The organism is Pseudomonas sp. SL4(2022), from assembly GCF_026625725.1.
Taxonomy (GTDB): Bacteria; Pseudomonadota; Gammaproteobacteria; order Pseudomonadales; family Pseudomonadaceae; genus Aquipseudomonas.
On the sequence record NZ_CP113060.1, the window covers coordinates 4,125,007 to 4,143,886 of the forward strand.

14 protein-coding genes are annotated in these 18,880 nt (G+C 61.6%); 5 read left to right on the plus strand and 9 right to left on the minus strand.

What is annotated here, in order from left to right; all coding sequences use genetic code 11:
* Window positions 1–4: 4 nt before the first annotated feature.
* The 5 genes from OU997_RS19475 to OU997_RS19495 form a co-directional block, all read right to left on the minus strand.
* A complete protein-coding gene (locus tag OU997_RS19475; protein WP_267808156.1) occupies window positions 5–790 on the minus strand; it encodes an energy transducer TonB in 786 nt (261 codons plus the stop codon).
* Between the two features lie 11 nt (window positions 791–801).
* On the minus strand, window positions 802–1,245 hold the full coding sequence (gene tolR / locus OU997_RS19480) for a protein TolR (protein ID WP_267808157.1): 444 nt from the start codon (window positions 1,243–1,245) through the stop codon (window positions 802–804).
* Window positions 1,246–1,255: 10 nt separating this feature from the next.
* Window positions 1,256–1,966 carry a protein TolQ gene (gene tolQ, locus OU997_RS19485; RefSeq protein ID WP_108486353.1) on the minus strand — a complete coding sequence of 237 codons (711 nt, stop codon included), beginning with the start codon at window positions 1,964–1,966 and terminating at the stop codon, window positions 1,256–1,258.
* 86 nt (window positions 1,967–2,052) lie between these two features.
* Window positions 2,053–3,978, minus strand: coding sequence for a phytase (locus OU997_RS19490; protein WP_267808159.1), 1,926 nt, complete (start codon window positions 3,976–3,978; stop codon window positions 2,053–2,055).
* 71 nt (window positions 3,979–4,049) lie between these two features.
* Window positions 4,050–6,557 (minus strand): TonB-dependent receptor, encoded by a 2,508-nt coding sequence (locus tag OU997_RS19495; protein ID WP_108486351.1) that lies wholly within the window; start codon window positions 6,555–6,557, stop codon window positions 4,050–4,052.
* A gap of 401 nt (window positions 6,558–6,958) precedes the next feature.
* Between OU997_RS19495 and OU997_RS19500 the strand changes: the two genes are divergently transcribed.
* The 5 genes from OU997_RS19500 (at window position 6,959) to fhuB (ending at window position 13,172) form a co-directional block, all read left to right on the plus strand.
* Entirely contained in the window at window positions 6,959–7,876 is a 918-nt protein-coding gene (locus OU997_RS19500; protein ID WP_108486350.1) for a GGDEF domain-containing protein, read from the plus strand.
* A 10-nt stretch (window positions 7,877–7,886) separates the two neighbouring features.
* Entirely contained in the window at window positions 7,887–8,924 is a 1,038-nt protein-coding gene (locus OU997_RS19505) for an AraC family transcriptional regulator (RefSeq protein ID WP_108486349.1), read from the plus strand.
* A gap of 614 nt (window positions 8,925–9,538) precedes the next feature.
* On the plus strand, window positions 9,539–10,306 hold the full coding sequence (locus tag OU997_RS19510; RefSeq protein ID WP_267808162.1) for an ATP-binding cassette domain-containing protein: 768 nt from the start codon (window positions 9,539–9,541) through the stop codon (window positions 10,304–10,306).
* Entirely contained in the window at window positions 10,306–11,163 is an 858-nt protein-coding gene (locus tag OU997_RS19515) for an ABC transporter substrate-binding protein (RefSeq protein ID WP_267808163.1), read from the plus strand. The genes OU997_RS19510 and OU997_RS19515 overlap by 1 nt, the downstream gene beginning before the upstream one ends.
* The gene (gene fhuB / locus OU997_RS19520) at window positions 11,160–13,172 is read left to right on the plus strand and encodes a Fe(3+)-hydroxamate ABC transporter permease FhuB (RefSeq protein ID WP_267808164.1); all 2,013 of its coding nucleotides are present in this window, start codon (window positions 11,160–11,162) and stop codon (window positions 13,170–13,172) included. The genes OU997_RS19515 and fhuB overlap by 4 nt, the downstream gene beginning before the upstream one ends.
* A 166-nt stretch (window positions 13,173–13,338) precedes the next feature.
* Here fhuB and fhuF read toward each other — a convergent pair whose 3' ends face one another.
* The 4 genes from fhuF to OU997_RS19540 form a co-directional block, all read right to left on the minus strand.
* Complete coding sequence (gene fhuF / locus OU997_RS19525; protein ID WP_267808166.1) at window positions 13,339–14,154, minus strand: siderophore-iron reductase FhuF; 816 nt, start codon at window positions 14,152–14,154, stop codon at window positions 13,339–13,341.
* The gene (locus OU997_RS19530) at window positions 14,105–15,403 is read right to left on the minus strand and encodes a lysine N(6)-hydroxylase/L-ornithine N(5)-oxygenase family protein (protein WP_267808168.1); all 1,299 of its coding nucleotides are present in this window, start codon (window positions 15,401–15,403) and stop codon (window positions 14,105–14,107) included. The genes fhuF and OU997_RS19530 overlap by 50 nt, the downstream gene beginning before the upstream one ends.
* 154 nt (window positions 15,404–15,557) lie before the next feature.
* Window positions 15,558–16,556, minus strand: coding sequence for a GNAT family N-acetyltransferase (locus tag OU997_RS19535; protein ID WP_267808170.1), 999 nt, complete (start codon window positions 16,554–16,556; stop codon window positions 15,558–15,560).
* Complete coding sequence (locus tag OU997_RS19540; protein WP_267808171.1) at window positions 16,546–18,861, minus strand: TonB-dependent siderophore receptor; 2,316 nt, start codon at window positions 18,859–18,861, stop codon at window positions 16,546–16,548. Before OU997_RS19540 ends, OU997_RS19535 begins: the two co-directional genes overlap by 11 nt.
* Window positions 18,862–18,880: the final 19 nt, after the last annotated feature.

An 18,880-nucleotide genomic window follows, 5' to 3' on the forward strand; every position in this document is an offset into this window, starting at 1 on the left:
GGGTTTATTCGATGCGGTAGTTAAAGGTGTTTTTCACATTGGGTACGGCAACGGCGCGGCCATCGATCACCCGCGGTTGGTAACGAAAGCTCTGTGCAGCGGCCAATGAGGGGCGGATGAACAAGGGATGGCAAGCACCCACCACCTCAGGCTGCTCTACCCGACCCTGGGCATTAACCGTGTAGCTGACCGTGCATTCGCCCTCGATGCCCTTGTCCAGCGCGCGCTGCGGATAAGTCGGTGCCTGCTTGGCAATCGGCAGATACTGACGACTGGCAGCAGCTTGTGCCTGCCGCGCCTGTTCGGCAGCCGCATCGGCGGCCTGTTGACGTTGCTGCGCGGCAAGCTGTTCGGCGTCTTGGCGTTGTTGTGCCTGCTCGCGCTCTTGCTGTTCTTGCCGAGCCTGCTCCTGACGCTGGTGCGCTAACCGCTGGCGTTCCTGCTCAAGCCTCTTCTGCTCCACGCGCTTGCGCGCCAAGGCCGCTTGCTCCAGATTCTGCTGGGCGAGCCTTGGCTCGACCTGCGGCTCCACCGGCACACGCACTTCCGGCGTCGGGGCTACGACAGGCACGGTCGGCGGGACTTCCACCACCGGCACAGGGGGCGGCAAGCTGAGCAACTGCATACTGATAGTGTTGATGCTTGGCGCAGGCGGTTTTTCCACCGGCCAGTTGGCCAGCAACAACGCCAGCACCAAACCATGCAGGGCCAGGGTCAGTAGCGCAGCCTGGGCATTACGCAGGCGCGAGATTGGCAATCTGGGCCAGGCAACAGAAGCGGGATTGTCCATCAGCGCGCTGCTCACTGCGGGGTCTCAGTGATCAGGCCGAGGTTACTCACCCCGCCCTTCTGCAAGGCGGCGATACCGGCGACCACGGTGGCGTAGTCGACAGCCTGGTCGGCGCGGATATACACCTGGGTGTCGCCGCGCTCGGCGATGATCTGCGTGACCTGAGCGGTCATTTCCTCCAGGCCCACGGTGCGCTCGGTCTGCTGTTCGGTGTTCAGCTCGCTGCCCAGGTTCCAGTAATAGCCACCGTCCGCCTGCACCGAGAGCGTAAGGATCTGCTGTTGGGTATCGGTGGGCAACGCTTCACTGGCGACCTTTGGCAACTCGACCTTGACACCCTGGGTAAGCATCGGCGCGGTGACCATAAAGATCACCAGCAGCACCAGCATCACGTCGATGTAAGGCACCACGTTCATCTCGGCCTTGGGCGCGTGTTTATTGATCGGCTTGCGCATGACGGGTTCCTCAGGCGACGGCGCTGACGTGGCTGCTGGCGGCGTGTAGCTTGCGGTGCAGCCGCGCCTGCAATTCGTTGCCAAAGCCGTAGTAGCGCGTGGTCAGGGTGGCCACACGGGCGCTGAAGCGGTTGTAGGCGATCACTGCAGGAATCGCTGCAAACAAGCCGATAGCCGTGGCGATCAGCGCTTCGGCGATACCTGGGGCGACCGTGGAGAGCGTCGCCTGCTGCACCTGTGACAGGCCGATAAAGGAATTCATGATCCCCCACACGGTGCCGAACAGGCCGATATAAGGGCTGACCGAACCGACCGTGGCAAGAAACGGCAGCCCCTTTTCCAGGCGTTCTTCCTGCTCGCTGATGGCCACCAGCAGCGAGCGCTCGACGCCGTCGATCACCAGTTCACCGGCAATCCCCGGCTCGCGCTTGAGCTGGACATACTCGTGGTAACCGGCCTGGAAGATACGCTGCAAGCCGGCATCCTCATCCACCCCATCGCTACCTTCGCGATACAGCTGAGCCAGATCGTGGCCACTGCGAAAACGCAGTTGAAAGTCTTTCATCAGGCGCTCGTTACGGCGCAATACGGCACTGCGCTGAATGATCAGGTACCAACTAAGCAGCGAGGCCATCAACAGGGTCAGCATGACCGCCTGCACCAGCAGACTGGCATCACTGATCAGGCTCCAGACGGTCATCTGTTCGAGGGGGTTGTGCATGGGTGTCTCCTTGCATCGCGCGCCGAGGAAAGCCCTCGCCACTATTCGATTACGTTTGTGTTGCCGATTGATGACGACAGCGCGGGCTATTCCAGGCCGAGGGCTTTAGCCACGGCGGTCCAGGGCAGGTACTTGTAGTTCTGCCGGTCTTCGGGCATACGCTTTCGACCGTCCTGTACCACCAGCATGCCGGCGCTCCAGATGCCGCCGAGGTTGGCCGAAGTAACGTCCAGGCCATCGGTTTCCGAAGCGCCGTCGATACCTTGTTGCGCGTTCAACCCGATGCGGAACGCACCGCGCACGGCATAGGGCGCAGTGGCATCAAGCACCACGTAGCTGTCGTTGCCCTGGCTGGAAATCACCAGGTAGTTGCGGGTCGCGCCTTGATAAATAGCCAGGCCTTCAATGTCGTCGTGGACCACATTGCCGGACGCAATCACCTGTTCAAGCCGGGTCGGCGCATCGGCGCGAGCGTCCAGCGTCCAGACCGCGACATCCTCTTCGCCGACGAACAGGCGCTGGTTGCGGTCATCGGCGACGCAGGCTTCTGGCTGGCTCTCAACCTTGAACTGGCGCACCAGTTCACCCTTGATCTGCTCAGCGTCCGCACTCAAGCGGTACTGCAGAAAGGTGCCGTCCTTGGCATTGGGAATTGCATAAATCGCCCCGCCGGCGTCCTTGAACATGCACAGACCGTAAATCTCTTTAAGCGGTGTTGGCAGCTGGCCCAGGTTGCGCAACTCGCCGCTGCTGCGGTCGATGGCAAATAACTGCAGGCTGTTGTGGTCACGGTTGCTGGCCACGGCCAGATCGACCAGTTGGCCATTAAGGTCGAAGCCTGCGCGCACATCGACGTTGTTCAAGCGCCCAACGCGCAGGTCCTGCAATTGCTTGCCAGCCAGGTCATAGGCCAACAGGCCGCCCTGCTTGTCGGTGCCGAGCACGCGGCTTTTGCGCGGGTCACTCGGGTGTACCCAGATCGCCGGGTCATCGGCGGCATCGCCCAAACTCGGTACCGGATCGGTTTGCACCTGCACCGGCAGAATCGGCAGCGCCGCCTGCGGCTCAGGGGCTTGCGCCTGCCAGGCCAGCTGACCGTGCTGCAGGCCATCGTCATCGCGCACCAGCAGTTCCAGGCCGCCCGCAACCGTGCGCACGCTGAGGCCTTCCGGCTCATTCAGCTTACCCAAAGGCAGCACCGGCTGAGCCTGCCAGCCCTTTTCGCCTCGCTGATAGCGGTGCAGGCTGTTGCGTTCCGGATCCAGCGCCAGCACTCCACCTGGCACCACGGCCATACCAGCGAGCGCCTTGCCGATATCACCGAACGGCTGCACCAAGCCTACCGGTTCGCGTACCAGATCAGCCTCGGCATGGGCGGCGTAGGCCCACAGACCGACGCCCTCCTCGTTGACATACAGGCGCTCGGCCAGATCATCGACCTGGCAGTGCTCGCTGGCCGGCGGCAGGCTCATGCCGCGCACGCGCTTGGGCGTTGCCAGCGGCACTTCGTCCTGGGCGACCAGCCACTGCTCGCCGATCCCTTCCTCACCGACCAGAAAGACAAACGCATTGCTCGCAGCATCGCGGTACAGGCACAGGCCATCGATTTTGTAGTTCGGGCGCGGCAGGTACAGCGGCTCTCCCCAGCGCTGGTCTACCAGGTTGACCAGCATCGCCTGTTGACGGTCGACATCCAGGGCCGCCACCAGCAAGCCACGCGGGCCAACGCGATGATCGATGCTAGCAAAGGTGCCGGGTAGTTGGCTCAGGGTTGCGCCTTGGCCATCAAGTACGAACAGGCCCTGCTTCTCACTGCTTTGCAGACGTTCAGCGCCGGGCCAGAAGCTGTCGCTGGCCAACCATTGCGCCGCCTCAACCGATTTCATGCTCGGGCTGGCAAGCGCCTGCAGGTTCAAAGCTGCAGCAGGTTTATCGGTCACCGTGCTCTGGCAGGCGCTCAAGGCGATCAGACTGGCGAGCAACAGGTTTCTCTTAACAAACAAAAGGGGCATACGGGCAAATCCTTACTGAAAACTTAACCGCCAACCGGGCACGACCATGGCGCACCCAGCCGACACACAGGTCAGAAGTGGGTGAAGGTCAGGCCGAGCTTGTAGGTCGGGCCGTACTCTTCGTACTGGGCGTTGAAGTCGCGGCGGCCGCTGTAAACGTAGTAGGACTCATCCGTCAGGTTCTGCGCCTGGAAGGTCAGCTGCAGCGCAGGGGTGAGGAAGTAACCGGCGCTGAAGTCGACAAACAGCTGCTCATCGGCGTAGAGGTCATGGGCCTTGTCGTCGATGGCGGCCACTTCGGCCAGGTACTCGGACTTGTAGTTGGCGGACAGACGCAGGCTGAGCTTGTCGTCTTCCCAGCCGAACATCAGGTTGCCGACCGTTTCCGATTGATTCGGCAGGTCGATGTCACGGCTCAGGCCCTGCGCTTCGATGCTCGCATCGGAGCGGCTGAAGGTGGCGTTAGCGCCCATCAACAGGCCGTTCCAAGGGGCGGGCAACCAGTCAAATTTCTGCGAATAGGCCAGTTCCAGGCCGTACAGCTCGGCGCTGTCGCCATTGGCGAAGGTCAAGGCTTCATCGAAGGCCAACCATTCGCCGGTGCCGGCCAGGTCGGTGTTGTAGACGAAGCTGTCGATGTCTTTGTAGAACACGAAGGCCGAAACCACGCCCGCACGGCCCATGTAGTGCTCAATGCCAAGGTCGAGGTTCATCGACTCCAGCGGGTCGAGATCCGGGTTACCAAAGCTGGCATCAGCGCCATCGATGACAAAGCCCGGTGCCAGTTGGCCAAAGGTCGGCCGCACCACGGTGTTGGTCCAGGCGGCACGCACTTGCGTGCTGGCATTCAACTGATAGCGCGCATGCAGGCCTGGCAGCCAGTGCTCGTAACGTGTGTCGCTTTGGGTCGCCTCGTATTCGCCATCGCGAATGCCGGTGCCTTTGGCATCAAACTCGGTGCCCTCGTAACGCATACCCGCGATAAAGCGCCAGTCGTCAACGTCGAGGCTGTTCATCAGGTAAGCGGCGTTGATGTCTTCGCTCATCTCGAAGTCATTCACCCGCGACTCTTCTTCGTTATAGAAGTCGGCCTTGTTCAAGCCGCCGAGCAGGCGTTCGATGGCCTTGTCGCTGATACCGGGACCGAAGCGGCCGAGGCCGTAATCCACCGAGCCTTTGCTGAACTGACTGAGATTGAGTTGAGCGTCCGAAAGGCCAAAGGTGTCGAAGTCCTCATAGCTCCAGGCTTCCAGGTCGTTGTCCTTTTCCCGGCGGCTGAGCTTGCCACCGAATTTGACCTGGGAGGCATAACCGTTGAGGTCGTAGTCACGCGCCAGATCGAGTTTGATGTTCTGCTCGGTGTCGGTGGTCTTCTGCTTTTCCCAATCGACGCTGTCGAGAGTGAAGTTGCTGGGGTCATAAAACGCCGAGTCAATGCTCAGGCGCGGCTTCTTGGTGTCGCCAAAGCCGGCGTCGGTGAAGTCGTCGTTGCCGTCGAAGGTCGCGCCGGCAATGCCTTCCGGGCTGTCTTCGCTGGAGCGGCTGTAGCCAGCCTGGGCGCCGACCGTCCACAGGCCAAGCACGCGTTCACCACCGAGCACATAGGACTGCACCTCTTGGGTTTCCTCACGGCTTTTCAGCTCGCGATAGCCTTCGGCATCGCCCCGTTCACCGGCCAACTGGGCATCGGCAAACTTGACCCCGGCGGCATTGCGCGTTTCAGTGTCCTTGTAGCGGCTATAGAGGGTGCGCAGGTAATAGCTGGAGAGGTCATCGGGTTTGTAGTCGAAGTTCAAGCCAAAGCCCGTGCGCTCGCGAGTGATTTCGTAATCGCGCTGCTCCAGCTCTTCCAGCCGAGCGCCATTATCAAAGTCCCAGGCGCCGCCAGTCTCAACGTTGTCCGACCCAAAGTCGCGCTCCTGCCAGCTCAACGCGGCGGCCACGCCGAAGTTGTCGATACCGTCGCCCAGGCTGAAACGGTCGCTGATCGCGCCGGAAAATTTCGGGCTGGTTTGCTCGGTGTTCTCGTCGTAGCTGCCTTCGGCGCTGCCGGTGTAGAACAGACCTTCGTGATCAAAAGCCGACAGGCTCTCCACCTCCACGGTACCGCCAAGGGAATTGGCGTCCATGTCCGGGGTCAGCGACTTGACCACCGTCAGCGACTGCACCAGCTCCGAGGGCAATACATCCAGAGCCACGGCGCGACGGTCACTTTCCGGCGAGGGCACCAGGGTGCCGTTGATGGTCACGCTGTTCAGGTCCGGGCCAATACCGCGCACGCTGACAAAACGCCCCTCACCCTGATCGCGCTCAACCGACAAGCCTGGAATACGCTGCAGTGCTTCGGCGGCGTTGTCGTCCGGCAGCTGAGCGATGCCATCGGCGTGCACCACGCTCTCAACGTTGTCGGAACTGCGCTGCTCTTTCAGCGCCTTGTCGATGCTAACGGCCTGACCGACCACCTCGACGTATTCGGTGGCCGGTTCAGCCGCCATCAACTGGCTACTGGAAGCGATTGCCAGGGCCAATACGCTGATATGCAAACCCGAATTGCGAGCGGAACTGCTGCGAACCTTCATCACCTACCCTCCCCAAGATTGATCGCTGCCAGGCTGCAATGGCCGGGCTATTGGGGAGCGAAAGCTAGGCAGGAGTGATGACGCTTCTGTGACAACACATGCGGCAATACCGCTAAATCAGTGGGTTTCAGCGGGTTATTACACGCAATTGAGCTGAAATGACCGCAACGTCGCAGCCGAGCGGCCAACTACCCGCCAGGCCGGTACGCTGTTTAGCGCCCCCCTTCATTTATAGCGCGGCAGAAATGCGTCATCACGCACCGGCATAAACCGCCTGATCGCCATAAAGCTCAATTAACCGGCGAAGAACCCTGAGCCAATTTGACCTCCCCCATTGCAACCAAACCGTCATAAGCATCTGTTGTGCTGGCGGCCATTACTCTCTGCGGAGCCTATTGGCCATGCCGCCACTGCTGAAATTGCACGTATGGAAACTCACCGGCCTATTGCTGGCAGCCAACTTCGGCCTGCTCGCCTACCTCGGCGCTGGCACACTCAAAGCATTGGGCGAATGGAACTGGACTGATATCGGCGGTGAAGGCGGCTCGGCTTTGCTGGTGCTGGTGTGGATCGGCCTACTGCTGAAAAGTCGCCCGGCCGGGCAAGTCACTACTCTGCTGTTCTACGGCCTGGCATGCCTGTTCTTCTCGCTGTGGATGGATACCCTCGACGAGTTCGTGCAACTGTCGGAAAGCATCGCCTGGGACAAGTGGCTGGAGTCTGGCCCGATGCCCGTGGGGTTTATCCTGATGACACTGGGCATCTACCACTGGCACCGCGAACAGCTGGCCATCAGCGGACAAATGGAAAAGCGCGAGCGGCTGTTTCGCGAGCATCGCCTGTTCGACAAAGTCACCCCGCTGGGCGGAGCTGACTATCTGCGCCTGCAGTTGCAGCAAGCCTTGCAGGAGGCGCACAGCGAGCAACTGCCGCTGTCGCTGATGATCCTCGACCTGGACGATTTCAGCCGGGTCAATCGTGAATACGGCCACGCCGAGGGTGACCGCGTATTGCAGGTAGTGTCGCAGGTGATGGTGCTCAACCTGCGCCGCCAGGACCTGCTCTGTCGCTTAGCTGGCGACCGATTCGTCGTGCTGCTGCCCAATACCGGTGAACAACAAGCTCGGCATCAGTCTTTGGAGCTACAAGCTGCCATCCAACACCTTGCCTATAAAAGCCACCTGCATGGCGAACGGCTGCAACTGAGCGCCAGTGTCGCGGTTGTCATGGCGCAACAAGACAGTCCCGAGGGCTTGTTGCAGAGGTTAAATCTAGCGCTGGCGCGGGCAAAACAACCGCCCTTTATCAAGCGCGCCTGAGGCGGATGCCATGACCGTAAAAACTCCCTGGTACGAATGCGACAGCCGCTTTATTGCCGCCCATTACCAACCTGCGGCATTGATCGACTTGGCCATCAGCCGTGAGATCGATACCCATCGATTGTTGCGCGGCACCGGCTTGTTCTATGACGACATCCTGGCAGGCCAGATGCGCATCTGTCCGCAGCAATTCTTGGTACTGATCGATAACGCGCAACACCTGCTGGATGCCGACGACACCAGCTTCCTCTTCGGCCAGCGCCTGTTGCCTGGCCATTACGGCGCGGCCAGCCAGGCGCTGCAACAAGCTGGCAACCTGCAGCAGGCGCTAGAGCTGCTGATCGAGATGCGCGCGCTGTTCAGCCCGTTACTGGCGCCAAGGCTGTTGCTCGACGAACAACACGCCTACCTCTACTGGGTCGACAGCAGCGGTGCCGGACCGCACTGGCGTTTTCTGGTCGAAGCCTGCATGACGGCGGTGGTGGCGATGGCACGCTGGCTGTCCGGGCAAAAGCTGCCGTGGCGCTTCCACTTCGCCCACGCGCAGCCACGCTATATCGAGCAATATTGGGTGCACCTGGGCGAAGACGTGCATTTCGATAGCCAACTGGACATGCTGCGCCTGCCCCGCGAAGTCATGACCGCCGCTTGGCCCAACGCCGCACACACCGCCGGTGCGGTGGCCCGCCAGGAAGCTGCGCGGCAACTGCAGGGCCTTGGTTATCAAGCCAGCCTGCTGGACCGTTTATATGCCTGGCTGCAAGCCAACGTGCGTCAGTCACCGAGCCTGGAGCAGGCCGCGCACGCCTTCGAGATGAGCCCCGCGACCTTCAAACGCAAACTGCAGAAACACGGCACGCACTATCAGGAACAGCACGACCGTGTGCGCAAGCACGTGGCGCTCTACCTTTATCGGATCAAGGCGTACAGCAATGAGGAGATCGCCGACTTCCTGAGCTTTCACGACGCGACCAACTTCCGCCGCTCATTCAAACGCTGGACCGGGCTGTCACCCAGCGCGCTGCGGCAGTTGTGTGAAGCAAGATAACCCAAATCCCTTAAGCCTCACTGAATCGACACCAATTCGCTGCCTGCTGACCGCGTGACGACCTCCGTCTGACGGCTATGTAACTCGCAGGCATTCATCCAGGTGGTGATGAAGACGAACGGGCCTTTCAAAAGTCCGTTTGTCACTGAACTCAATGGAGTGTTTTCCTGCATTTGGAAGGACCTCTCCATCAACCCGGACAGCAAGAAGTAAAGGGTGGAATCTGGTTCGCGCAGAAGACGGAGCTGTTTTTGTTTTACGTAGCAACACCGAGATCGAGCGATTTTTTAGCTGCCGTAATGAGCTCACTCACAAACCGGCTTTATCAACAAAATCGACCGCCAACTGACGCTAGCCCCCTTCTATTACTTGCTTTTCAGACTGCACTATTCGCTGCACGGCACATCCCCATTCAGCCCAAAACTCGCGGCACCGCTAGCTATCACTGTTCCAAAATAGTGTGTGCCACATAGCCCTTTTCACCCCATTTAAATTGCTGTGCCATACGGGCCATAAAGGATTAATCGCGAGAACTCCACGCAGCATTACCACTTGGGATACGGTATCAAATGAGATAAAATCCCATCAACATTACCTGCACGCAAGGATTGCCCATGTTCCGACTCGACGCGGTCAGTTTTAGCCTGGCTGAGCGAATCCTGCTGCATCCGCTGACACTGGATATCCCCCAAGGTCAGGTGGTGGGGTTAATTGGGCACAATGGCTCCGGTAAATCCACTCTGCTAAAAATGTTGGCTCGCCAGCAACCGGCCAGTTCCGGCCACCTGCTGCTGGACGATTTACCGCTGGCCGCCTGGAAGGACCGCGACTTTGCCCGCCAGGTGGCCTATCTGCCGCAACAGCTACCACCCGCCGACAGCCTGACGGTGCGCGAGCTAGTCGGCTTCGGCCGCTATCCCTGGCACGGCCTGCTCGGCCGCTTCGGCAGCGAGGATCACGCCAAGGTGCGCGAGGCCATGCTTCTGACCGACACCGAGCGCTTCGCCGAGCGCATGGTCGACAGCCTCTCCGGCGGCGAGCGCCAGCGCGTCTGGCTGGCCATGCTGCTGGCGCAGAACAGCCGTTTCCTGCTGCTGGACGAGCCGACCTCGGCGCTGGACATCGCTCATCAGGTGGATGTGCTCGGCCTGGTGCATCAGCTCAGCCGCCAGCTGGGCCTGAGCGTGATCGTGGTGTTGCACGACATCAACATGGCCAGCCGCTACTGCGACCGTCTGATCGCCCTGCACAGCGGGCGCCTGCTGCTGGACGGCAGTCCGGCAGAGCTGATGACCGACAGCAACCTGGAGGCCATCTACGGCCTGCCCATGCAGGTGCTCAGCCACCCGCGTGGCCAGCAACCCATTGCCGTGGTGGTGTGATGCGCTGGCTGCTCTGCATGCTCGCCCTGCTGGCGGCAATCGCCCAGGCCGACACTCGCCAGCCGCGCATCGCGGTGATCGACTGGGGCCTGACCGAAACCCTGCTCGGCCTGGGCGTGACGCCCATCGCCGTGGCGCAGACCGAGGGCTACCGGCGCTGGGTGCAGGCGCCCGAGCTGCCGGCGCAGGTGGTCGACCTCGGCCTGCGCATCGAGCCCAATCTGGAGCTGCTCAGCCAGCTCAAGCCGGACATGATTCTGATCACCCCGCAGTTCGCCGCCAGCCGCGCGCAGCTGGAGCGGGTGGCACCGGTGCACACGCTGGCCATCTACACCCCGGAAACCGAGGCCTATATCGGTGCCCAGCGGGTGACCCGCGAGCTGGCCGAACTGCTTGGGCGGCAGGCCGAAGGCGAAGCGATGATTACCCGCATCGATGCCACGATGGAGCGGGTCCGCCAGCGCCTGGCAGCACAAGCGCTGCCACCTTTCTACGTGATGACCTTCCTCGACCAGCGCCACGTGCGCCTGTTCGGCAAGCAGAGCATCTACCAGGGCGTACTCGATCGCGTCGGCCTGCGTAACGCCTGGCAGGGCCCGACCAATTACTGGGGTTTCAGCCAGCAGGGTATCGACCGCCTGGCGGAGACGCCCGAGGCCGCCCTGCTCTATCTGAAACCCATGCCGCCCGGCACCGAGGATGGTCTGGTCGCCAGCGCCCTTTGGAATCAGCTGCCGGCCGTGCGCGCGGGGCGTCTGTATGACCTGCCGCCAGTCTGGAGCTTCAACGGCCTGATGGCCGCAGAGCGATTCGCCAACCTGCTGGAGGCGCGCCTGCTGCCGGAGAGCACGCAATGACCGACCTGGCTCAAGGACTACTGCCCGTGCGCACTCATCGCGGCTTCTCCAGCCATCCTGCCTGGCTGTGCGGCCTGCTGTTGGCACTGACCTTGGCCCTTGCCTTCACTCACCTGGACCAGCGTCTTCCGAGCGGACAATGGCTGCAGGCCATGTTTGCCCCACAAAGCGGAGACATGGCGCAGCTGATCCTGCATTTCAGCTGGTTACCACGCCTGTGCATGGCCCTGCTCTGCGGCGCCGTGCTGGCCTTGGCCGGCACCCTGATGCAGCAGGTGTTGCGCAACCCGCTGGCCTCGCCGACCACCCTGGGTGTGGCCAGCGGCGCCCAGCTAGGCCTGCTGGTGGCCACCTTATGGGCACCCTGGCTACTGGATTTCGGCCGCGAATGGGTGGCCCTGGCCGGCGGCGGCCTGGCCTCCCTGCTGGTGTTTGCTCTAGCCTGGCGACGTGGCCTGGCGCCGCTGACACTGATCCTCGCCGGTCTGGTGGTGACACTGTATTTGAGCGCACTCAACGTGACCCTGATGCTGGTCCAGCAGCAGGACCTCAACGCAGTGTTTATCTGGGGCTCCGGCTCGCTCAGCCAGAACAGCTGGAGCAGCGTGCAGTTCCTCGTGCCACGCCTGGTCGTCGGCCTGTTGCTCCTGCTGCCGTTGCTGCGTCCACTGGCCCTGCTCGAACTCGACGACAGCGGCGTGAAAAGCCTGGGCGTGCCGCTGCGTTTCCTGCGTTTCGTCACCCTGACTCTGGCCGTCTACCTGGCTGCCTGCGTGGTCAGCACGGTGGGCGTGATCGGTTTCATCGGCCTGGCCGCCCCGGCCCTGGTGCGCCTGCTCGGCGCGCGTACTTTCGCCCAGCGCCTGCGCTGGGCGCCGCTGCTCGGCGGCCTGCTGCTGAGCGTCACCGATCTGGGTATCCAGCGTCTGGCTGGCAACCTCGCCGAACTGGTGCCCACCGGTGCCGCCACCGCCCTGCTCGGCGCGCCTCTGCTGCTCTGGCTGTTGCCACGCCTGCGCCTGGCCGGTGGTCAGCCGCACAGCGGCGACGGCCATCAGTTCAGCCGTCATCCATTCCCGGCCAGACGCTTGCTGCCGTTGGCTGTGGCTTTAGCCTGCGCACTGTTGATCGCCCTCGGCCTGGGCCGTGGCCTGGACGGCTGGCAGTGGAATCTGGGCGACGCCACTCTGCTCGACTGGCGCTGGCCACGGGTGATGGCCGCCGCTGCCGCCGGCTGCATGTTGGCCCTGGCTGGTTGCATGATCCAGCGCCTGACCGGTAACCCGATGGCCAGCCCCGAGGTGCTCGGCATCAGCGCGGGTGCCGCCCTGGGGCTGATCACCCTGCTGTTCCTGTTGCCTTACTCCGGGCCGTTGGCCCAGTTGGCGCTGGGCGGCCTGGGTGCTGGTCTAACCCTTGCGCTGCTGCTCGGCTTGTCACGCCGCTCCGGCTTCGCCCCCGAGCGGGTGCTGCTGATCGGCATCAGCATCACCGCGCTGTTCGACGCCCTGCAGGTGATCCTGCTGGCCGGCGGCGACCCACGCGGGCAGAACCTGCTGGGCTGGATGTCCGGCTCGACCTATTTCGTCGGCCCGCAGATGGCGCTGTGGGTACTGGTTTGCAGCCTGGTGCTGCTGGTCGTCGCGCTGCCCTTCGGCCGCTGGCTGGAACTGCTGCCGCTGGGCGATGGCACGCCGCGCGCCCTGGGCGTGCCGCTGGGACGAAGCCGTTTTGTGCTGTTGCTGCTGTCTGCGCTGCTCACCGCCGGCGCCACCCTGATCGTCGGCCCGCTGAGCTTTATCGGCCTGCTGGCACCGCACCTGGCGCGCTTGCTCGGCCTGGCCCGCGCCGTGCCGCAACTGCTCGGCGCAGCGCTGTTGGGTGCACTGGTGATGGTGGCGGCGGATTGGCTGGGACGCACCCTGCTGTTCCCCGCGCAATTGCCTGCGGGGCTGCTGGCATCGCTGCTGGGTGGCGCCTACTTCATGCTGTGCCTGTATCGACGCTAAGGCTCTCAAGGCTGCTCGCTCGCCTTGTAGCCGGGATGTAATCCGGGAGCCGAGCCGCCTGTTTCCCGGATTGCATCCGGGCTACGGCTGAAAGCTATTCGCCAGCAGAAACTCGCTCCTACGCAAACCAATCATGCAGGAGCGAGAGAACGGCTCGCGAACACCCTCAATCCAGTACGGCCACGCCTTCCGCCGGCGGCTCTTCGAGCAGCGGGCAGTTGTCGCACATGGCCATGCCCAGCTCGTTGCGGATGCAGCACTGCTTGCGCTGGCGCCAGGGCGCGCAGCCCTCGCCCTGGGGCACATAGAGCACCGGCTGGCACAACGGATTGCGGCTGCCATCGGGGCGCAGCTGGCTTTCCAGCACCTCGAAGCCCTGGGCCAGCATCGGTTTGGGGAACGGCAGGCCGCCGAGGGTGCTCATGAACCACTCGAAGTAGTTGCCGGCGTTGCTCCACAGCACCCGTGCGGCGACCTTGCGATGGCTGCGCAGTGCGTCGATGAAAGGCAGCAGGTTGTCGTCGAGCAGCCCGGCGAAACGCTCGAAGCCATTGGCCGGCGCGCTGCTCCAGCGCTCGCCGGCATGCGGCAGCTTGAACGCCTCGGGCAGGCCGTCGGCGCCGACCACCACCTGGATCTCGTCGAAGTCCAGCGGCAGGCGCCAGTTAAGGATCAGTCCGGCAGCCAGTACCGGCGGAATCAGGCGCAGGAAGTAGTACTTGGACCACAGCGACATCAGCGCCCGGCGATCGCCTTCGGCGTGCTCGGGGGCGAAGCGCAGCATCTGCTCTTCCAGACGTTCGGCGCTGACAAACTCACGCCCGGACAGTGCCGGGCGTGGGTCATCCGCAAGGGTGAGAACATCGCGGTAATGGGCGAAAGGCCCTTGGAACAGCGGGGCAATGGCCGGGATCATCGGCCCCCCGCCTGGGTCAGGCGCATGCGCTGGCGACTCCTTGGGTGTGTCGGTGGCGGCGATCATCCAACAAAGCGTCGACCACTTCCTGTGAACGTATGGCCAGCACAGACAACAGCGTGTCGCTCAGGCCGTGACTGGACTCGCAGCAGCCCTGCAGATAGATACCTGCGCTCATGTGCGGCTGGCAGCACAGGCGATAGTCGCGCTCGACGCCTTCGCCCAGGTGCGCGGCCAATCCACCGAGCAGGCGCTTGTAGCCGTCGCGGCGATAGCCGGTGGCCAAGACCACGGCATCGTACAGACGCTCTTCCACGCCCTGCGGACCGCTCAGGTTTAGGCGAATGCCCTCGGCGTCCGCCTCCACCGCTTCGATGCTGCGCTGCGTCAGCAGGCTGTGCGGCGCATGACCGGTGACCTTCTGCAGGTACAGACGGTGATAGATGCTCTCGATCAGGTCCAGGTTGACCACCGAGTAGTTGGTCTGCGCGTTGGCCTGGATGAACGCCTGGCGCTCCTCCGAGGACTGGCCGTAAACCACGTCGGTGTAGTCCGGATCGAAGATCTCGTTGACGAACGGGCTGTCGTCCGCCGGGCGCAGGGCCTGGCTGCGCATCACCAGCGAGACCTCGGCCTGCGGGTAACGGCCGCACAGGTCGGTGAAGATTTCCGCCGCGCTCTGCCCGGAACCCAGCACCGCCAGGCGCTTGGGCTCGCCACAGGCGTGGATACGCTCCAGGTAGCCGGACGAGTGCATCACACGCGCATCGCCCTTGAGCGGGCGGAACGCCTCGGGCACCACCGGCTCACCGCCGATGCTGACCACCAGGTTGCGGGTGATGCGCGCACGGGTGCGGCCGTCGGCCAGGCGCGAGATCACCTTGACCCGGGTCACTTCCCCGCCATCAAGCACCGGTTCGACAGCAATGACTTCCTCGCCGTAGTGCACGCGGTCGTTGAACTGGGCGGCGGCCCAACCCAGATAGTCGTTGTACTCCAGGCGCGACGGCGTGAAGGTGCCGACGTTGATAAAGGACGCCAGGCGCCCTTTCTGGTGCAGGTAGTTGACGAAGGTGAAGCGGCTGGCCGGGTTGCGCAGGGTAGCCAGATCCTTGAGAAAGGAAATCTGCATGCGGCTGTCTTCCAGGAGCATGCCACCGTGCCACTCGAAGGCCGGTTTCTTTTCCAGGAAGCAATAACGCAGACCGCCCTGCTCGCGCGTGCGGCGGTCTTCGTCGAGGGCCACGGCAATGGCCAGGTTGGCCGGGCCGAAGCCCAGGCCGATTACATCGTATTCCAGCGTTTCTATGCTCATGTCAGGCACCGATCCCGCAAATGGCTCGTGTGAAGGTCAAGTGGGTTCTATGGCGGAACGGCACTCGCCTTGCCCAACCTCATCAGTCAGTGGCCGCGTTAAGCGCGACTCATCTTGTGTCTGCATACCAAGCGACAGTCTTTTGCTGCGCTTGCTACGCCAAATTGCAGCGTTCGAAAAACACCTCGCGGGACTGGATCATCAGTGCCGCGCGCTTGTGGGGGAAATGAAATTCCTTGTCCTTGTGGTAACCCTGGGCCTGCATGTGGCCGATCATCCGGGCGTTGTCGGCCCGCGGTTCGGCGACAATGCGCTGGGTGCGTGGGTCGTCGAGCAACAGGTAATGAGTCAGCGCGTTGAGCCAGCTGGCCACCTTGTGCGGACCACGATGGTTTTCCTCGCCGACCAGCATGTGGATGCCACGGTCGTAGTCGTCTACCGCGTAGAACGGCGCGATGCGGTCTTCCTTGGCCCAGTAGGCTTCGTAATAGGCGAACGGCTGATCGTCGAAACAACCGATCAGCGGCAGCACACGCGGATCGTCGAGCAGTTCCTGCAGGTAACGGCGGTGCTTGTCCAGATCGCCCTCTTCCTGCCAGAACGCAGCCACCCGGGCACTGTTCTGCCAGCGGTTGAAGCGCGCCAGGTCCTCGTCGATATCCAACGTGCGCAGGGAAATCCACGCGCCCAGGTTGGCATCGAAGCGCCGATAGACTTCACCCACCGGCTTAGGCCCACGGCGCGGATGACGCCGCCCACTGGCGTGCATGATCATCTGCTGCGGGTAACCGGCATGACTGACGTTACGCAGGAACGGCCCCGGCAGTTGCCAGAACCGCACACGCTCGATGCACAGTTCGTCACCTGCGACGACCAGCAGGCCGCTGTTCAGCAGCGCCGGGTCGACCTGCTCCAGCCGCAGCACCAGGCTTTGCCGTTGTGGCTCGTTGGCGAAACACCAATAGGCCAGCAGCCATAGTGCCTCGGCCTGTTCGGCCAGGGCCAGTTCCAGCGGAACCAGCAACTCACCCTGACGTTGCGCACGCAGCAGCGCATGCTCGTCCAGGTGCAGCGCCAGGCTGGCACCATCGTCGCGGGCGCTCAGCTGCCGACCATCAGGCAGCGGCAGCCGGGTCAGCTTGTTAGAATTCATAGGTAGCACTGGCGATGATGTTGCGACGGTTGCCGTACCAGCAGTAGAAGTCACAGGTAGCCACGTATTCCTTGTCAGTGACGTTGTTTGCATTTACCTGGAACGTTACGTCCTGAAGTTTGTAGCTGACCATGGCGTCATATACTGTGTAAGACGGTAAACGCAGAGTGTCGGTTTCTCTGTTATCGCCATAACTTTCGCCGGTATAGCGAGCACCTGCACCTACAGCAAATCCATTCAACCAGCCCTCACTGAAGCGATAGGTCGCCCACAGTGAGGCCAAACGATCAGCTACTTGCGAAGGGGTTTTTCCTTTTTCGGCGCCAACGGTGGTCTTGGTCGTTTCTGCATCGAGCAGAGTGACGGAGCCTACCAAACTCAAGTTATCGACCACCTGCGCAGCGGCCTCAAGTTCGATGCCGCGACTACGCACTTCCCCTAACTGAGTGCGAATTCCATTTCCCGTAGTTTTTCGCACGTTCTGCTGAGTCAGCTCAAACAAAGCCAAGTTGAAAGAGCCGTCGAATCCTTGCGGCTCGTACTTCAGGCCAACCTCCTTCTGATCGCCACTCTCCGGCTTATACGGATCGCCAGTAGTCGGGTTGATCTCGCTAACGGGCAGGAAGAACTCGGAGTAGCTGACATAAGGAGTCAGCCCGTTATCTGCGACGTAAGCCGACCCCACAGTCCAAGTGAACTCCTCGTCGCGAATGCTTTTGTGCACACCAGTCGTACGGTTGTCGATATCAGAACGGGCATTGTCGTAACGACCGCCAAGCAGGAGTACCCAGTGATCATCGACCTTGAGCTGCTCTTGCATATAGATACCGATTTGATCGGCACGAGTACGCTTGTCTTGCAGGTCGGACGCGGTAACAGGACTCAGTCCTGCGGCACCCAGTTTTACCAAGTTTACGCTGCCATAACTGGGGTTGTAGGCATTGAGCGGTTCACGAATTAGCGGATCAGAACCAAAGGACTCTTCGTTAATCTTCAGCTGTTGATAGTCGACGCCAGCCAGGAAGGTGCTTTCAAGCACTTCACCGCGCCAGTAGTTGACTAGGCGGTTATCCAGCGACAGGTTGTCGGCTTGACCATCGGTATAGGTCAAACCACGCATAATCTTCTGTCGGCTAGGATCGTTCAGATCGGGGTAAGCGGCGCTGACCATGCCAAAGGCGAAGTTGAAAGCGGGACCGTTTGTTGCGCCGCCAACAAGGGAAGAAGCCGCGCTTCGCAGCAGGTCAATGGAATGCCCGGCGTAGTACATCTGGCGCAGGTCGACATCAAGATGACCGTAACGGAAATTTTGCTGGAAGTCCCAGGAATCGCTGAGGCGATGATTCAGCTCGTATCCTAGGGAGTATTGAGTGCGGTCAAACTTTTCGTAGTCAGGGTTACCGACCGCAGTATCGGTATCGATATAGCCGTTACCAACGTTGTATAGCGTTCCTTCGGCAGGAAGAAACTGCAGTTGTGGGTCGGAGCGGTCTTTCTGGAAGTTAGCCAGCACGGTCAACGAGGTTTCATCGTTGAAGTTGAATGTCATGGATGGTGCGAGCAATAAGCGCTCGGCATCGACATCGTCGACCTGAGTCCCCGTGTCGCGGGATAGGCCAACCACACGGAACAGGACGTCCCCCTGTTCATCCAGCTTGCCGCCCACATCGAACTGCAGCTGCTTGCGGTTGAAGCTGCCGTACTGCAGGCCTACTTCGTTCTTAGCCTCAGCATTGGGGCGCTTACTCTGCAGATTTATGATGCCGCCAGGTGTGGATTGACCGTAAAGCACGGAAGAGGCCCCTTTCAGTACCTCGACGCGCTCAAGCATATAGGGGTCGATCTGCCAGCTGTAGAAACCACTGGAGTAGACACGTACGCCATCCTGAAACAGCCCATTATTGGCCTGCTTGAAGCCGCGCAGAATGAACCAATCCTGCTTATTGTCTTCACCAAAATATCCAGCCTGAATGCCGGCCGAGTAGCGCAGCGCATCACTGATGGTTTGAACGTTGCGATCCTTCATTTCCTGCTGGGTAGCTACAGATACCGAGCGGGGAGTTTCATTAAGGGGCGTGTTGGTCTTGGTAGCACTGCGACTGTTCTTGGCCACATAACCTTGATCTTCGCCAACCGGACTATCCAGCTCGCCACTGATGTACTGTGCGTCTAGCTCCAGTGGTTTCTGAGCCGCTTCCTCTGCCAAGGTGGCAAAACTCAGCGCACCCAGTGCACATGCCATTGCCACGTGCAGATGCGCCTTAGGGAAGGGGGCTCTGGCCAGATACTTCGACTGCTGTTCCATCCACTGCTCCATAGTTAAA

What these genes read in the sequence shown, in the direction of transcription:
- OU997_RS19535 (WP_267808170.1), bottom strand. Translation starts at nt 16,556, where the DNA reads ATGAATTCTAACAAGCTGACCCGGCTGCCGCTGCCTGATGGTCGGCAG.
- OU997_RS19495 (WP_108486351.1), bottom strand. Translation starts at nt 6,557, where the DNA reads ATGAAGGTTCGCAGCAGTTCCGCTCGCAATTCGGGTTTGCATATCAGC.
- tolR (WP_267808157.1), bottom strand. Translation starts at nt 1,245, where the DNA reads ATGCGCAAGCCGATCAATAAACACGCGCCCAAGGCCGAGATGAACGTG.
- OU997_RS19515 (WP_267808163.1), top strand. Translation starts at nt 10,306, where the DNA reads ATGCGCTGGCTGCTCTGCATGCTCGCCCTGCTGGCGGCAATCGCCCAG.
- OU997_RS19490 (WP_267808159.1), bottom strand. Translation starts at nt 3,978, where the DNA reads ATGCCCCTTTTGTTTGTTAAGAGAAACCTGTTGCTCGCCAGTCTGATC.
- OU997_RS19530 (WP_267808168.1), bottom strand. Translation starts at nt 15,403, where the DNA reads ATGAGCATAGAAACGCTGGAATACGATGTAATCGGCCTGGGCTTCGGC.
- OU997_RS19510 (WP_267808162.1), top strand. Translation starts at nt 9,539, where the DNA reads ATGTTCCGACTCGACGCGGTCAGTTTTAGCCTGGCTGAGCGAATCCTG.
- OU997_RS19540 (WP_267808171.1), bottom strand. Translation starts at nt 18,861, where the DNA reads ATGGAACAGCAGTCGAAGTATCTGGCCAGAGCCCCCTTCCCTAAGGCG.
- fhuB (WP_267808164.1), top strand. Translation starts at nt 11,160, where the DNA reads ATGACCGACCTGGCTCAAGGACTACTGCCCGTGCGCACTCATCGCGGC.
- OU997_RS19475 (WP_267808156.1), bottom strand. Translation starts at nt 790, where the DNA reads ATGGACAATCCCGCTTCTGTTGCCTGGCCCAGATTGCCAATCTCGCGC.
- OU997_RS19505 (WP_108486349.1), top strand. Translation starts at nt 7,887, where the DNA reads ATGACCGTAAAAACTCCCTGGTACGAATGCGACAGCCGCTTTATTGCC.
- tolQ (WP_108486353.1), bottom strand. Translation starts at nt 1,966, where the DNA reads ATGCACAACCCCCTCGAACAGATGACCGTCTGGAGCCTGATCAGTGAT.
- fhuF (WP_267808166.1), bottom strand. Translation starts at nt 14,154, where the DNA reads ATGATCGCCGCCACCGACACACCCAAGGAGTCGCCAGCGCATGCGCCT.
- OU997_RS19500 (WP_108486350.1), top strand. Translation starts at nt 6,959, where the DNA reads ATGCCGCCACTGCTGAAATTGCACGTATGGAAACTCACCGGCCTATTG.